The organism is Streptomyces hainanensis (assembly GCF_004348415.1).
In the GTDB taxonomy this organism is placed as follows: domain Bacteria; phylum Actinomycetota; class Actinomycetes; order Streptomycetales; family Streptomycetaceae; genus Streptomyces; species Streptomyces hainanensis.
Genome location: NZ_SMKI01000172.1, coordinates 1 through 14493, shown reverse-complemented (window position 1 = coordinate 14493; position 14493 = coordinate 1). Strand labels below are relative to the sequence as shown.

Below are 14493 nucleotides of genomic sequence, written 5' to 3'. Positions count from 1 at the left end.
GGGCGGATGAACAGCACGTGCTCCAGTTCGAACGTGACTGTCGTGTCCCGCATCCCGCCCGGGAGCGTCTGGTGGGTGAAGGCCGTGATCTCGTCGAGTCCGAAGAGGCGCTTGCCGCCCCCCGTGGGCCAACGCGTCCGTGTTGCGGTCGAGGGCCGTGGTGTTGAGGTTGGCGCCCGTGTCGCACGCGCGGTGGTAGCAGGGGTCGAACGGTTGGCCGGCCGTGCCGCCCCAACGGGCGGCCTGCGCGGTGGTCTTGACGTTGCCGGCGCCGGTGAAGAGGCCGCCGACCGGGATGCCGACGTTGGCGAAGGGGGCGTGGTCGGAGCGGCCGTCCGCCTCGGTGGACGCCTCGGTCGGGATGGAGCGGGCGTCGAACCAGTCGGTGAACACCGCCTCGATCTCGGCGTCGTCGTCGTAGACGAAGTAGCCCGCGTTGCGGGAGGCGACCATGTCGACGTTCAGGTAGCCGGCGATGCCGGCCCGTTCGGCGGTGGTCAGGTCCGCGACGTAGGCGCGGGAGCCGACCATGCCCAACTCCTCGGCGCCCCACCAGGCGAACCGCAGGCGGCGGTCCGGGGCGGCGTCAGCCTCGGCCACGGCCAGCGCCGTGGCCAGCAGCGCGGCCGAGCCCGAGCCGTTGTCGTTCATGCCGGCGCCGGCGCCGACCGAGTCCAGGTGGGCGCCGGCCATCAGCACCTCGTCCGAGGCCGCCGTCGGCCACTCGGCGAGCAGGTTGTAGCCGGTGGTGCCGCCGTAGTCGAACGCCTGGCGTTCCGTCCGGTAGCCGGCGTCGGCGAGCAGCCCCTCGACGTGGTCGAGCGCGGCGGCGTAACCCGGGCGGTTGTGGGCCCGGTTGCCGCCGTTGGCGGCGGCGATCGCCTCCAGGTCCGCGAGGTGGCCCAGGACGTCGGCCAGCGGGATGTCGGGCGCGGCGACGGCCGGGGACGGGGCGGTGGTCGCTCCGGTCAGGGCGGTGGTCACGGCGAGGCAGGCGAAGGCGGCGCTCAGGGCGCGTAAGGGGCGAGGCATCTGCCCATCGTGACGTGAGCATGGCGAATAGGCAATGCCGTGTCCCTGCCCGCCGGCGGGCAGGGACACGGCGTCCGGGGGAGAGGGCGCGTCAGACCCGGGAGGGAAGCTTCACCGGTGGCGCTTCCGCCGCCGGCGCGGCCTCGCTCAGGCCGAACCGCCCGTGGACCCTGCGCAGCGCGCGCGGCGCGTACCAGGCCGAGCGGCCCAGCAGCCGCATCGCGGCGGGCAGCAGGACGCCGCGTACCGCCACGGCGTCGATGAGGATGGCGAGGCCGCTGCCGAGGCCGAACATCTGCATGAAGCTGATCTGCGCCGTGCCGAAGGCGAAGAAGCTGACCGCCAGCAGGCACGCCGCCGCGGTCACGATGCGGCCGGTGTGGCCGAGGCCGTCGGCCACCGCCGACCCGGTGTCCGCGCCCTGGTCGTGGAGTTCCTTGATCCGGCTGATCACGAACACCTCGTAGTCCATCGAGAGGCCGAACGCGACGCAGAACATCAGCACGACCATCGTCGTGTCCATCGGCTGCGGGGTGAAGCCGAGCAGGGAGGCGAGGTTGCCGTCCTGGAAGATCCACGTCATCACGCCGACGGCCGCCCCCAGGCTGATCAGGTTGAGCACCAGCGCGCGCAGCGGCTGCACCACGCTGCCGGTGAACAGGAAGAGGAGGACGAAGGTACTGAGCGCCACCAGGGCCACGGCGACCGGGAGCCGGCCGGCGATGGAGTCGTTGGAGTCCACCAGTTGGGCGTCGCGCCCGCCCACCAGGGGCCGTGCCTCGGAGGGCGGCGCGACCGCCCGCACGTCGTGGACCAGGCGCTGCGCCTCGTCCGACTGCGAGGGCGCCGAGCCGATCACGGTGAGCCGCTGCGCGTCGGGGCGGCCGAGGGCCGCGTCGCCCGGGCCGGCCGTCGCGGGCCCGCCCCCGACGTAGGTGCCGGTGGACGCCTCGACCCTGATGACGCCGTCGAGCGCGGAGAGTTGGGTCGCGTAGGAGTCCAACGGGGCCTCTGCCACCGGCCCGTCGACGGCCACGTGGATCGCCGCCTCGTCGTTGCCGTCGAAGTTCTCCCGCAGCGCCGCGGAGACCTGGCGGCTCTCGGCGTCCTCGGGCAGCACCCGCTCGTCCGCCATGCCGAAGGCGATGCCGAGCAGCGGGGCCGAGGTGAGCAGCAGCGCCACGAGCACCGGCAGGGCGGTGAGCGCCGGCCGGCGCATGACGGTGGCGGCCAGCCGCCCCCACAGGGTGCCCCGGCTGTCGGAGCGCCCCGGCTTCGCCCACGGCATCCGCCCGCTGTTCACCCGGCGCCCGAGGAGGGCGAGCAGGGCCGGCGTCACGAACAGGCTGCCGACGGCCGCGATCAGCACGACGCCGACCCCGGCGTAGGCGAAGGAACGCAGGAAGTACTGCGGGAAGAGCAGGAGCACGGCGAGCGCGATGGCCACCGTGGCGGCCGAGAACACCACCGTGCGGCCCGCGGTGCGCACCGTGTGCCGGACGGCCTCCGGCACGTCGGCCGCGGTCGTGAGCCGCTCCCGGAACCGGCTGATCATCAACAGCGCGTAGTCGATGCCGAGTCCGAGGCCCAGCGCGGTGGTCAGGTTGGTCGCCGTGCTGGCGACGTCGGTGACGTCGGCGAGGAGGGAGAGCGTGGCGAACGAGCCGACGATCGCGATGACGGCGATGACCAGCGGCAGCACGGCGGCCACCACGCTGCCGAAGACGAACAGCAGCAGGACGAGCGTCAGCGGGATGGCGATCAGTTCGGCCAGCAGCAGGTCGTCGACCACCTGGGCCGTCATGTCCTTGTTCACGGCGGCGCCGCCGCCGGCCCGGACGGTGAGTCCGTCCCCGTACGCGCCGGTGTAGGCGTCGATGACGGCCTCGGAGTTCTCCTGCGACTCCGTCTCGTCGCCCGTGACATGGGCGAGCACCATGGCCTGGCCGCCGTCCGCGGAGCGGAGCGTGGGGCTGCCGGTGTCCCAGTACGAGACCACGTTCTCCAGGGCGGACTCCGCCCTGAGGTCGGCCACCAGCGCCTCGCCGCTCCCTCGGGCGGCGGGGGAGTCGACGTCGCCGTCGGCGGCGTCGACCAGCAGCACCAGGTTGCTCTGCCCGCCGAACCTCTCCTCGATCAGTTCGTCGGCCCTGGTCGAGTCGGAGGCCGGATCGTCGAAGCCGCCCCCCGACAACTTGGTGAACGCGCCCGCGCCCACGGCCCCCATCAGGACCACGGCCAGGGCCGCCACCACGAGTACCAGCCGCGACCGGCGAATCGCCAGCTCGGCTATGCGATCAAACACGCGCACGATCTCCTTTGCGCATTAACAGGGAAAAAGGACGAAAACCGGCATGCCTCAACCGGGTTGACACGGAGGGGGGTTGGGCGGAGCCGCCGGGGACGACGCTAGCGAGGCGGCGCGGAATTTGGCAGTGTCAGATTTTCCGAACGGGCGATAAGGTCGTCGCATGCCAGCCGACCACCGCGGCGCGCCGCCGCCCACCCGGCCCTCACCGCTGCGCGAGCGGCGCCGGGCCGTCGCCGTGCGGGAGATCCTGGCCGCGGCCGAGCGGCACATCACCGAGCACGGGCCGCACGCCCTGTCCCTGCGCGCGGTCGCCAGGGACCTGGGGATGACGGTGCAGGCGCTCTACCACTACTTCCCCAGCCGCGACGCCCTGGTCACCTCGCTCATCGCCAAGGCGTACGAGGAGTTGACGGACGCCGTGCGGGCGGCCGTCGAGAGCCCCCCGGAGGGCGACGCCGACCTGCCGGGGCTGGTGATCGCGGCCGAGGGCTACCGGCGTTGGGCCCTCGCCCATCCCGAGCGCTTCCAACTCCTCTACGGGGCCCCGCTGAGGTACTACGCGGCACCGGTCGAGGGGCCGACCACCCAGGCCGTCCGCCGGATGAGCGCGATCTTCGAGCGCCAGCTGTTCGGCGGGTTCACCCCGGAGCGGCTCGCCGCGGCCGAGATCCCCGAACTCCCGCCGTCACTCCTGGCGAGTCCCGAGCAGATGCGTCCCGACGACCCGGCCGCGCTCCCGCCGCCCGCGGCCGCGCTCCTGCTGAGCGCCTGGGGGCATCTGCACGGCCTCGTCAGTCTGGAGGTGTTCGGGCACACCTCGTTCATCGGCGAACGCCAGCAGGCCGAGGTCTTCCGGATGGCGATGCGGCATCTGCTCGACGACGTGCACCGCCGGATCGCCGGGAGTTAGGCCCGGTCCGGGTCCGCTCAGTACAGCTGGTTCCGCCGGCCGGGCCGGAAGGTGGTCACCAGCAGCAGGCAGAGCACCGCGATCCCGATCCGGCCCGACGCCTGGAGCAGCGAGCCGCGCAGCAGGATGAAGCTGTAGCCGGCCAGCACCGGCGCCACCACGGCCAGCACGTTGCCCGGCGAGGGGTCGTCCAGCGTCCGGCGGACGTAGCCACGGTCGGTCCTCGCGGCCAGGTAGCCGATCCCGAGGAAGCCGGCGGTCATCCCCAACGGGCCGAAGTCCAGCCAGAGTTCGGCCCAGAGCGGGGAGGAGAGGTTGGCGCTGTTGGTGCCCATCCAGCCGCCGACCAGGAAGCCGGTGTCCTGCGGTTTCGCGGACCACATGTCGCGCGGCACGAAGAACAGCGCGGCGCCCGTCACCTGGCGGCCGTAGGTGTGCCCGTTGCCGTCGGCGGCGTAGGTGATGGTGTTGGCGAACATGCCGACCTGGTCGTAGTCCTTGATCACCAGCGGTTCCATGAACGACTGGGCCTCGACCGGCTGCCGCCCGTTCTCGTCGTAGCGGAAGCGGTCGGTGAACGGGAAGACCAGCAGCGCGATCACCACGCCGAGCGCCAGCGCCGCCCGGTACATGACGGGGCTGCGCGGGAAGACGGTGAACAGCAGTGCGAACAGCACCGTCAGGAACCAGTAACGGGGGTTGGAGATCGGGTTGTTGACGATGGTGTTGATCACCAGCAGGCCGGCCCAGGGCAGCACCACGGACGGCTGGCGGCGGGCCCGGCGGGACGTCACCATCCAGCGGGTGAGGAACAGCAGCGCGAGCATCGCGGGCACCGTGCCGAAGCCGCGCAGCAGCGCGTTGCCCGCCTCGCCGCCGGTCTCGGTGCCGGTGGCCTCGCTGAGGGTGGCGCTGATCTCCTGCCGGCTGGCGAAGAACACGGCGGGGCCGCCGAGTTGGACGATCAGCAGCGCGCTGGCGAGATAGGCGAAGATCACCAGCAGATAGAGCCTGGTCCGGTGCACGGTGGCCGGCGGGCGCCGGCTGCCCCGGGTCGCCGGCCGGTGGGTGGCGAGCACCGCGCCGATGTCGAAGGCGACCATCCCGACCAGGACCAGGACGGTGGCCAACTGGGTGTCGCCGCGCGGCCCGAGCACCGGCGTCGGGTCGCGGCCCAGCACCGACTGGGCCAGCGGCGCGATGCCCATCGCCAGGTAGCAGAACAGCCAGAACGCGCCCTGCACCAGCCGCCGCCGGCCGGAGAGCACCATGGCGCACAGCCGCACGCCCGCGTAGCCGGCGACGACGAGTTGCAGCCAGAAGGTGGTGTCCCGCACGCCCTCGCCCGGCTGCGCGGCCACCGCCAGGGGCAGGACGCCCACCAGTCCGCCGATCAACGGCACCGAGAGGGGCCGTGACAGCACCGCCCGACCCGACACGTCGCGCGCCCGCCCCGTGACCTCGACCGCCACCGGCATCCACCCCTCGAACTCGGGCGCTCAGTCTAGGGCTTGGCGGCGCCGGGGCAGGATGGCGGACATGACGGTCAGCCCTTACGTCGAGGCCCCGCGTTACCACGAGCCCCGGCCCGACGACCCGCCCTCGGTGTTCCTGGCCGGCGGGATCAGCCACTGCCCCGACTGGCAGCGTGAGGCGGCGCAGGCATTGCGCGACCTCACGGTGTTCAACCCGCGCCGGGCCGGTTTCGACGTCCGCGACCCGACGGCGACCGAGGTCCAGATCGCCTGGGAGTTCCACCATCTGCGGGCCGCCGACGTCACGTTGTTCTGGTTCCCGGCCTGCGATCCGGCGGTGACGGTGCAGCCGATCACCCTCTACGAGCTCGGCGCGGCCGCCGCGACGCCGGGCCGCCGGATCGCGGTCGGCGCCGACCCCGGCTATCCCCGGGCGGCCGACGTGCGGATCCAACTCGGCCATGTCCGGCCGGGGTCGACGGTGCACGACACGCTCGCCGCGACGGTGGCGGCGGCCCGGCGCGCGGTCGGCGGGTGACGGACGCGCCCTACGGCCGGTACCCGGACCGGCGGTGGACGAGCAGGGCGCCGAAGCCGGCGTGCTCGACGCGTTGTGCGAGTTGTTCCGTGGTGATGCCGAGCGCCCCGGCCGTGTCGGCGAGGTGCCAGTCGTGGGCGGCCAGCGAGTCGAGCAGGTGGCCGCGCCTGACCTGCGCCTCGGAGAGACGGAAGGTCTTCAGGTAGGCCAGCCGGCCGGCGCTGTCCAGGACACACTCGCCGATGTGGTTCTCCGCCCGCCGTTGGAACGGCGGCAGGAAGCGCCAGAGGCTGAACCGGCCCAGCCGGTACACCCGTTGGAAGGCGTACTCCGGGCCGAGCAGCCCACCGGCCAGCGTCTCGTCGTGGAACGCCGCCCACTCGGCCCGCTCGACGCGCGGCGAGAGGCCGCGGTTCACGGCCCGCCGCGCCCACTCGTCCCAGACGATGGTCGGGCCGCCGAAGTGCAGCGCCAGATACCCCTCGACGGCCAGGTGTAGCGGCAGGAAACGCAGCCGGTTCCCCCTCTCCCGGCGGGCCATCCGCCGGTGGAAGTGCAGCGGCAGGCACTCCACCGGGGCCGCCCGGTCCGTGCCGGCGGTGCGGCCGTCCGCCAGCTGGGTGCCGTAGGACGCGGCGGGGGAGCCGTCCCGCGTCCAGCTGGCCACGTAGCCGTGCGGGATGTAGGCCGCGTACGCCCGACGGCCGTCCACGTCGACCAGGCCGATCGCCTCGCCGTAGGCGCGCGGGCTCAACCGCAGGTCCTCGATGGGGCGTTCGCGCAGCAGCGGCACCAGCCGCACCCCGCCCCAGACCTGGGCGGGGCCGGTGGTGAGGCCGGTCAGGTCCAGCCGGGTGGGCGTCTCCAGGGTGGTCATGCGTCCTCCCCGAGGAAGGCCGCCACCCGCGCCGTGAGATGGGCGCGGAGCGCGGCCAGGTCGGTGTGGCCGCGCGCGAAGCGGGCCAGCTCCACCAGCTCCGGCAGGTCGTCGGCGTCCCTGATGCCCACCGTGGGCACCGCGGGCGTCAGCGACCGCACGGTGAAGTCGTCGGCGTCGTACACCGGGTTGAGGTGGATGATCTCGGTGCGGCCGGCCGGGTCGAACCGCGCCGACCACACCCGCAGCACCTCGGCGGCCAGCCCGGCCGGCGCGTTGTCCCAGCCGTCCGAGACGATCAGCAGCCGCTCCGGGGCCAGCTCCAGCGCGTCGAGCACACTCCCCCAGGCCTTGGCGGCCTGGGAGGTGCCCCCATGCCAAGCGGGGTCGGGCCCAGCGGGTGGGTCAGCAGCGGGTCCCGGCGGCCCGAGGTCCACAGGCCGGTGTACGCGTCGCCGGCCAGCGCCTCCAGCAGGAAGTGGGCGGCCAGCGCGACCGCCAGCGGCCGGCGGCGCTTCGTGCCCGAGCCGTACGAGGAGAAGCTGTCGTCGAGCACCGCGACCGTCCGGCCCCAGCCGGCCCGCCGGCCGGCGACCCGGCGCGCGGCGGCGCGCAGCGCCCCGGTCAACTCGGCGCGCCGCGCCGCCCGTTCGTCCAGCGGCAGGGAGAGCACGTAGCTCGCGATCCTGGTCAGTGGCAGGCCGGCCAGCGCGGCCCGGTCCCGGTCCCCGGTGGTCTCGCGCAGTCGCAGCCGCTCCAGGCGCGTCATCCGGGGTGCGATCCCGGCGAGGAACGCGGCCCGGTCCATGCCGTGCCGGGCGGCCAGGCCCTCGGCGACGGTGTAGGGCAGCTCGAACACCTGGGAGCGGTCGTGGTGCGCCCGCCGCCAGGTCTCGAAGATCGGGGTGGTGAAGGTCCGCCGGCGGTGCGGGGCGAACAGAAAGGCGCCCAACTCCTCGTCCGGCAGCCGGAGATGCGCGTGCCGCACGGCGGTCTTCAGCAGCCCCCGGTACTTGACGGCGTCGAAGGCCAGGTCGGGGCGGGCCGCCAGCCAGTCCCGGGTGACGGCGCGGGCGCGCCGGTTGTTGACGCCCGCTGCGGCCAGCCCGGCGAACAGCCGGTACGCCCGCTGCGGCGGCAGCGCGCGCAGCGCCCGCCCGATCAACCGGCCTTCGACGCACCGCTGTTCGGCGGGGGCCATGGTGTCCGGGGTCTCCAGGAGGCGGCGCGCGATCAGTGCCGTGTTGTGGTGGTTGATGCCGAGCGCCAGCGTCGCGGCGTACAGCTCGCGGTAGTTCACCAGCATGTACGCGTGCAGGAAGTCGAGGGAGAGCCGCTGCCGGTCCGCGTCCGCGTGGAACTCGCGCTGCCCGGTCGCCGTGATGGCCGCGTTGACGAAGAGCAGCACGTCCTCGGTGGCGACGACGTCGCCTCGCACCGCCATGGGACCCCCTCCGCCCGTCTGGAGCCGGCCGGGGAATGGGGGCACGAACAGCGAAGTGTCGCTCAGCGTGGGGGCACCTCCCAGGCCGCCAGGCCTGGGGGAGGTTCCGGAAGTCGTACCGGAGTCCCACGGCCGGCGAGCCGACCGTAGCACCGGGACCGCCGGGCGCACCCGGGTATTTCACCGCCGACGCTTAGGTTAGCCTTACCGAAGTCTGATTTCGGTCCTGTGTCGATGGTTCGGAACGGAATGACGGGAGGCGTGGTGACCGGTCGGGACGTGCTGCGGCGCGCGGTGGTCGGCCAACGGCGGCGGCTGGTGGGCAGCGCCCTGCTCGGCGCCGGCCACCAGGCCGGCGAGGCCCTGACCCCGATGCTGATCGGGGTCATCGTGGACCACGCCATCGCCGAGGGCGACTCGGGCGCGCTGGTCCTGCTCCTCGGCGCGCTCGGCGTCTGCTACCTCGTGCTCTCCTTCAGCTTCCGCTTCGGCTCCCGCATCGGCGAACGCGCCGCCGAGACCGCCGCCCACGAGCTCCGCGTCGACCTGGTGCGCCGCGTGCTGCACCCGGCCGGCGGCGCCGAACGCGGCCGGCTGCCCGGCGCCCTCGCCAGCGTCGCCACCGAGGACGCCCGCCGCGTCGGCGTCGTGCTGATGGCCCTCGTGCTCGGCTTCGGGGCGCTGATGGGCCTGCTGGTCGGGTCCGTCGCGCTGCTGCGCATCTCGCTGCCGCTCGGGCTGCTCGTGCTGCTCGGCACCCCCGTGCTGCTCTGGCTCGGCCACCTGCTGAGCAAGCCACTGGAGCGCCGCAGCGCCACCGAGCAGGAGGCCGCCGCCCTCGCCTCCGGCGTCGCCGCCGACCTGGTCTCGGGGCTGCGGGTGCTCAAGGGCCTGGGCGCCGAGACGGCCGCCACGGACCGCTACCGCCGGATCAGCGAGGACTCGCTCGCCGCCACGCTGCGCGCGGCCCGCGCCGAGGCCGGCCAACAGGGCGTCACGCTGGCCGTCACCGGCGTCTTCGTCGCCCTCGTCGCCCTGGTCGGCGGCCGGTTCGCGGCCAGCGGCGACATCAGCCTCGGCGAACTCGTCTCCGCGCTCGGGCTCGCCCTCTTCCTGCTCACCCCGTTCCAGACCCTCGCCTGGGTCAACACCGAACTCGCCCAGGGCCGCGCCTCCGCCGCCCGGGTCGCCGACGTCCTTGCCGCCCCCTGGGCCGTGGAGCCGGGCGGCGAACCGCCCGCCGCGCCGGTGCGCGGCGAGCTGGCGGTGCGCGCGCTCGACCACGACGCGGTGCGCGCCCTCGACCTCACCACCCACCCCGGCGAACTCCTCGGCCTCGCGGTCGCCGACCCCGCCCACGCCGACACCCTGCTGCGCTGCCTCGGCCGCGAGACCGACCCGGCCGGCGGCACCCTGCTCCTCGACGGCACCGCGCTGACCGCCCTCGACCCCGCCGCACTGCGCGCCGCCGTGCTGGTCGCGCCGCACGACGCCGACCTCTTCTCCGGCACCGTCGCCGACAACGTGCCGGGCGCCGCCCAGGCCGCCGCCCTCGCCGCCGCCGGCGCCGACGCGCTCGGCGCGGACACCCAGGCCGGCGAGGGCGGCCGGGCACTCTCCGGCGGCCAACGGCAACGCGTCGCGCTGGCCAGGGCGTTGGCCGACGATCCGCCGGTGCTCGTGCTCCACGACCCCACCACCGCCGTGGACGCCGTCACCGAGGCCAGGATCGCCGCCGGCATCCGCGACCTCCGGCACGGCCGCACCACCGTCCTGGTCACCACCAGCCCCACCCTGCTGGCCATCGCCGACCGGGTCCTGCTGCTCGACGAGGCGGGCCGCGTCACGGCCGAGGGCCGCCACGCCGACCTGCTGCGCGACCACCCCGACTACCAGCGGCTGGTGCTCTCATGACCGAGTCCCCCCGCGAGCACGTCGAGCGGACCGCCGACCAGCCCACCCGGGAGAGCGCCGACCAGCCCACCCAGGAGAGCGCCGGGCTGCCCGTCGCCACGCCCGCCGAGCTCCGCGCCGCCGTCCGTGAACTGCTGCGCCCGCGCCGGGGCTTGACCCTCTCCGCGGTCGCCGTGCTGACCGCGGCCACCGCCGTCGGGCTGCTCACCCAGCCGCTGCTCGGCCGGGCCGTCGACGTCGTGGCCGAAGGCCGCCCGGCCGGCGACCTCACCTGGCTCGTCGTGCTGCTCTCCGCCGTCGCCGTCGTCCAGGGCGGCGCCCTGGCGTACGGCCTCGTGCTGGTCTCCCGGCTCGGCGAGACCACCCTCGCCCGGCTACGGGAACGCTTCGTCGACCGCGCCCTGCGGCTCCCCCTCGACCAACTCGAACGCGCCGGATCGGGCGACCTGACCGCCCGCGTTACCGGCGACGTCACGCTCGTCGCCCAGGCCGTCCGCAACGCCCTGCCCGAGCTGGCGCGTTCCGCCCTCGCCATCGTCCTGACGTTCGGCGCCCTGGCCCTGCTCGACTGGCGTTTCCTGCTCGCCGCGCTGGTCGCCGTCCCGCTCCAGGTCCACACCGCCCGCTGGTACCTGCGGCATGCGCTGCCCCTCTACACCCGGCAGCGGGTCGCCGTCGCCGGCGTGCAGCAGCGGCTCCTGGAAACCCTGGGCGGCGCCCGCACCGTCCGTGCCTTCCGCCACCACGCCCGGCACACCGCGCGCGTCGAGGACAGCTCGCTGCACGCGCGCGGCCTCACCCTGCGCGGCGTCCGCCTGGTCATCAGCTTCTACACCCGGCTGCACATCCCCGAGTTCCTCGGCCTCGCGGCCGTCCTGATCACCGGATTCGTGCTGGTGCGCGACGGCTCGGCCTCCATCGGCACCGCGACCGCCGCCGCCCTCTACTTCCACAGCCTGTTCACGCCCGTCAACGCCGCCCTGGTGCTGATGGACGACGCGCAGAGCGCCCGCGCCGGCCTCGCCAGGATCGTCGGCGTCGCCCACCACGGGCTGCCCGAGCCCGTCCCGGTCGACCCGCCCACGGCCCCGGGCGACGTCACCGTCGCCGTCACCGCACTCGACCACGCCTACGAGCCCGGCCGGCCCGTGCTGCGCGACATCGACCTCGCGCTGCGCCCCAAGGAGCGGGTGGCCCTGGTCGGCGCCAGCGGCGCCGGCAAGTCGACCCTCGCCAAGCTGATCGCCGGCGTCCACCGACCGGCCGCCGGCCGGATCCGCCGCGCCGGCGCCGTCGGCCTGGTCACCCAGGAGGTGCACGTCTTCGCCGGGCCGCTCGCCGACGACCTGCGGCTGGCGCGCCCCGAGGCCACCGACGCCGAACTGCGGGCCGCGCTCGACCTCGTCGGCGCCCTCGGCTGGGCCGAGGCGCTGCCGACCGGCCTGGACACCGTCGTCGGCGCCGGCGGCCACCCGCTGACCCCGGCCCAGGCCCAACAACTCGCCCTGGCCCGCCTGGTGTTGACGGACCCGCCGATCGTCGTGCTGGACGAGGCGACCGCCGAGGCCGGCAGCACCGGCGCCCGCTCGCTGGAACGCGCCGCCGACCGCGCGCTCGACGGCCGCACCGCCCTTGTCGTCGCCCACCGGCTCACCCAGGCCGCCACCGCCGACCGGATCGTCGTCATGTCCGAGGGACGCGTCGTCGAGACCGGCACCCACGACGAACTCCGCGCCGCCCGGGGGCGATACGCCGCCCTCTGGGACGCCTGGTCAGACCACAGGACCACCCGCTGATCCCCGACCGCAGGAACCGAAGGAACCCGAACCCATGCACCGCACCCCCAGACGGCTGGCCGCCGCCGCCCTCGCCACCGCCCTGTTCACCCTGACCGCGTGCGGCTCGGACTCCGACTCCGAGGGCTCCGACGGCTCGAACGCGCCCGACGACACGAACGCCACCGAGGGCGCCTTCCCCGTCACCATCGACCACAAGTACGGCTCCACCACCGTCGAGGAGGAGCCCGAGCGGGTCGTCACCGTCGGCCTCACCGACCAGGACGCGGTGCTCGCCCTCGGCACCGTCCCCGTCGGCACCACCGACTGGTACGGCACCCACGAGGCCGCCCTCGGCCCCTGGGCCACCGACCTGCTGGGCGACGCCGAACTCCCCACCCTGCTCACCGACACCGGCACCGGGCCCCAGCTGGAGGAGATAGCCCTGCTCCAGCCCGACGTGATCATCGCCCAGTACGCGGGCCTCACCCAGGAGCAGTACGACAGCCTCTCCGAGATCGCCCCCGTGGTGGCCCAGCCCGGCGAGTACGTCGACTACGGCGTGCCCTGGCGGCAGCAGACCGAGACCATCGGCCGGATCCTCGGCCACGCCGACGAGGCCGAGCGGCTGATCGCGGACGTCGACGCCCGGTTCGCCGAAGCCCGCGCCGCGCACCCGGAGTTCGCCGACGCCACCGCCATCCCTGCCTCCCCCTACGAGGGGTACTGGGTCTTCGGCAGCGAGGACCCGCGCGGCCGCATGCTCGCCGACCTGGGCTTCACCTACCCGGCCGACGTCGACGCCGTCATCGGCGCCGAGTTCGGCGCCAACATCAGCGAGGAGCGCACCGACCTCCTCGACCAGGGCGCCATCGTGTGGAGCGTGCCCGACCCCGAGGAGGGCGCCGAGCAGCTGCACCAGGACCCGCTCTACCGCGACCTGGCCGTGGTCACCGAGGGCCGCGAGGTCTTCGTCGAGGAGAACAGCGACTTCGGCGTGGCCTACGGCTTCTCCAGCGTGCTGAGCCTGCCCTACGTCCTCGACCAGCTGGTGCCGCAGCTCGCCGCCGCCGTCGACGGCGACCCGGCCACCGAAGTCCCGGCCGCGCAGTGAGCGGTGCGGTGCGCGGTGCGGCGCGTGGTGCGGTGCGCGGGCGCGTCCCCCTGGTGGCCGGGCTGGTCGGCGCGCTCGCCGTGGCCTGCCTGCTGTCCATCGGGTTCGGCGCGCTGAGCGTGCCACCCGACCAGGTGGTGCGCACCCTGCTCGGCGACGCCCCCGACGCCCGGGTGGACACCGTCATCTGGGAGTCCCGCGTGCCGCGCACCGCCCTCGGCCTGGCGGTGGGCGCCGCCCTCGGCCTGGCCGGGGCGCTGCTCCAGGCGCTCACCCGCAACCCCCTCGCCGACCCCGGCATCCTCGGCATCAGCGCCGGCGCCGCCTTCGGCGTCGTGCTGGCCGCCGGGGTGTTCGGCCTCGGCACGCTCGGCGGCCGGATCTGGTTCGCGCTGGCCGGGGCGCTGGTCGCCGGCGTCGCCGTCTACCTGCTCGGCAGGCTCGGCCAGTCCGGTCTTACCCCGGTCAAGCTGGCCCTCGCCGGCGTCGCCGTCACCGCGCTGCTCTCCTCCCTCACCAGCGGCATCGTCCTCACCGACCCCGACGCGCTGAACCGCTACCGGTTCTGGGCCGCCGGCTCGCTCGGCGGACAGAACGCCGGCGGGCTGGGCCTCGTGCTGCCGCTGCTCCTCGTCGGCGCGCTGCTCGCCCTCGCCTGCGCGCCCTCGCTCAACAGCCTGGCCCTCGGCGAGGACGTGGCCACCTCGCTCGGCCGCCGCGTCGGACTCGTCAGGGTCCAGGGAGTCCTCGCCGTGACCCTGCTGACCGGCGGCGCCGTCGCCCTGATCGGCCCCGTCGTCTTCGTCGGACTCGTCGTGCCGCACGTCGCGAGGATCCTCGCCCAACGCGCCGGCATCGGCCCCGACCACCGCTGGCTGCTGCCCGTCTCGGCCGCGCTGGCGCCCGTCCTGCTGCTGCTCGCCGACGTGGCCGGCCGGCTGGTCGCCCGCCCCCTGGAGATCCAGGCCGGCGTGCTCGTCGCCTTCGTCGGCGGCCCCAGCTGTAGCGCAGCGACTCGCTCCACTCGCGGGTGAAGCCGCGGAACTCGTTGGAGAAGTCGATGAAGTGCGTCTCGCGGCCCACGAGGTGGGTCCGTCCGAAGG

10 protein-coding genes and 1 pseudogene are annotated in these 14493 nt (G+C 74.4%); 6 read left to right on the top strand and 5 right to left on the bottom strand.

Features of this window, described 5'->3' with window-relative positions; all coding sequences use genetic code 11:
• Positions 1-1032 (bottom strand): M28 family peptidase (locus E1283_RS17535; protein WP_132819004.1); only part of this gene is annotated, 1032 nt, incomplete at its 3' end.
• A 91-nt stretch (positions 1033-1123) separates the two neighbouring features.
• Complete coding sequence (locus E1283_RS17530) at positions 1124-3337, bottom strand: MMPL family transporter (RefSeq protein ID WP_132819003.1); 2214 nt, start codon at positions 3335-3337, stop codon at positions 1124-1126.
• Positions 3338-3503: 166 nt separating this feature from the next.
• Between E1283_RS17530 and E1283_RS17525 the strand changes: the two genes are divergently transcribed.
• The gene (locus E1283_RS17525) at positions 3504-4253 is read left to right on the top strand and encodes a TetR/AcrR family transcriptional regulator (protein ID WP_132819002.1); all 750 of its coding nucleotides are present in this window, start codon (positions 3504-3506) and stop codon (positions 4251-4253) included.
• 17 nt (positions 4254-4270) lie between these two features.
• On the opposite strand, the gene E1283_RS17520 is transcribed toward E1283_RS17525, so the two are convergent.
• The gene (locus tag E1283_RS17520) at positions 4271-5731 is read right to left on the bottom strand and encodes an O-antigen polymerase (RefSeq protein ID WP_132819001.1); all 1461 of its coding nucleotides are present in this window, start codon (positions 5729-5731) and stop codon (positions 4271-4273) included.
• A 61-nt stretch (positions 5732-5792) separates the two neighbouring features.
• On the opposite strand from E1283_RS17520, the gene E1283_RS17515 reads away from it, so the two are divergent.
• Entirely contained in the window at positions 5793-6266 is a 474-nt protein-coding gene (locus E1283_RS17515) for a nucleoside 2-deoxyribosyltransferase domain-containing protein (RefSeq protein ID WP_165956158.1), read from the top strand.
• A 10-nt stretch (positions 6267-6276) separates the two neighbouring features.
• Here E1283_RS17515 and E1283_RS17510 read toward each other — a convergent pair whose 3' ends face one another.
• Both E1283_RS17510 and E1283_RS17505 read right to left on the bottom strand, forming a co-directional pair.
• Positions 6277-7143, bottom strand: a complete 867-nt coding sequence (locus E1283_RS17510) for an ARPP-2 domain-containing protein (protein WP_132818999.1) — start codon at positions 7141-7143, stop codon at positions 6277-6279.
• Positions 7140-8587 (bottom strand): annotated as a pseudogene (locus E1283_RS17505) (hypothetical protein). Before E1283_RS17505 ends, E1283_RS17510 begins: the two are co-directional and overlap by 4 nt.
• A gap of 249 nt (positions 8588-8836) precedes the next feature.
• Between E1283_RS17505 and E1283_RS17500 the strand changes: the two are divergent.
• From E1283_RS17500 to E1283_RS17485, 4 genes are read left to right on the top strand one after another with little or no spacing between them, the layout of a single operon-like run.
• Positions 8837-10501 carry an ABC transporter ATP-binding protein gene (locus E1283_RS17500; protein WP_132818998.1) on the top strand — a complete coding sequence of 555 codons (1665 nt, stop codon included), beginning with the start codon at positions 8837-8839 and terminating at the stop codon, positions 10499-10501.
• On the top strand, positions 10498-12297 hold the full coding sequence (locus E1283_RS17495) for an ABC transporter ATP-binding protein (RefSeq protein ID WP_132818997.1): 1800 nt from the start codon (positions 10498-10500) through the stop codon (positions 12295-12297). The genes E1283_RS17500 and E1283_RS17495 overlap by 4 nt, the downstream gene beginning before the upstream one ends.
• Positions 12298-12331: 34 nt before the next feature.
• Entirely contained in the window at positions 12332-13390 is a 1059-nt protein-coding gene (locus tag E1283_RS17490) for an iron-siderophore ABC transporter substrate-binding protein (RefSeq protein WP_132818996.1), read from the top strand.
• Positions 13391-13422: 32 nt separating this feature from the next.
• Positions 13423-14424, top strand: coding sequence for a FecCD family ABC transporter permease (locus E1283_RS17485; RefSeq protein ID WP_243744907.1), 1002 nt, complete (start codon positions 13423-13425; stop codon positions 14422-14424).
• Positions 14425-14493: the final 69 nt, after the last annotated feature.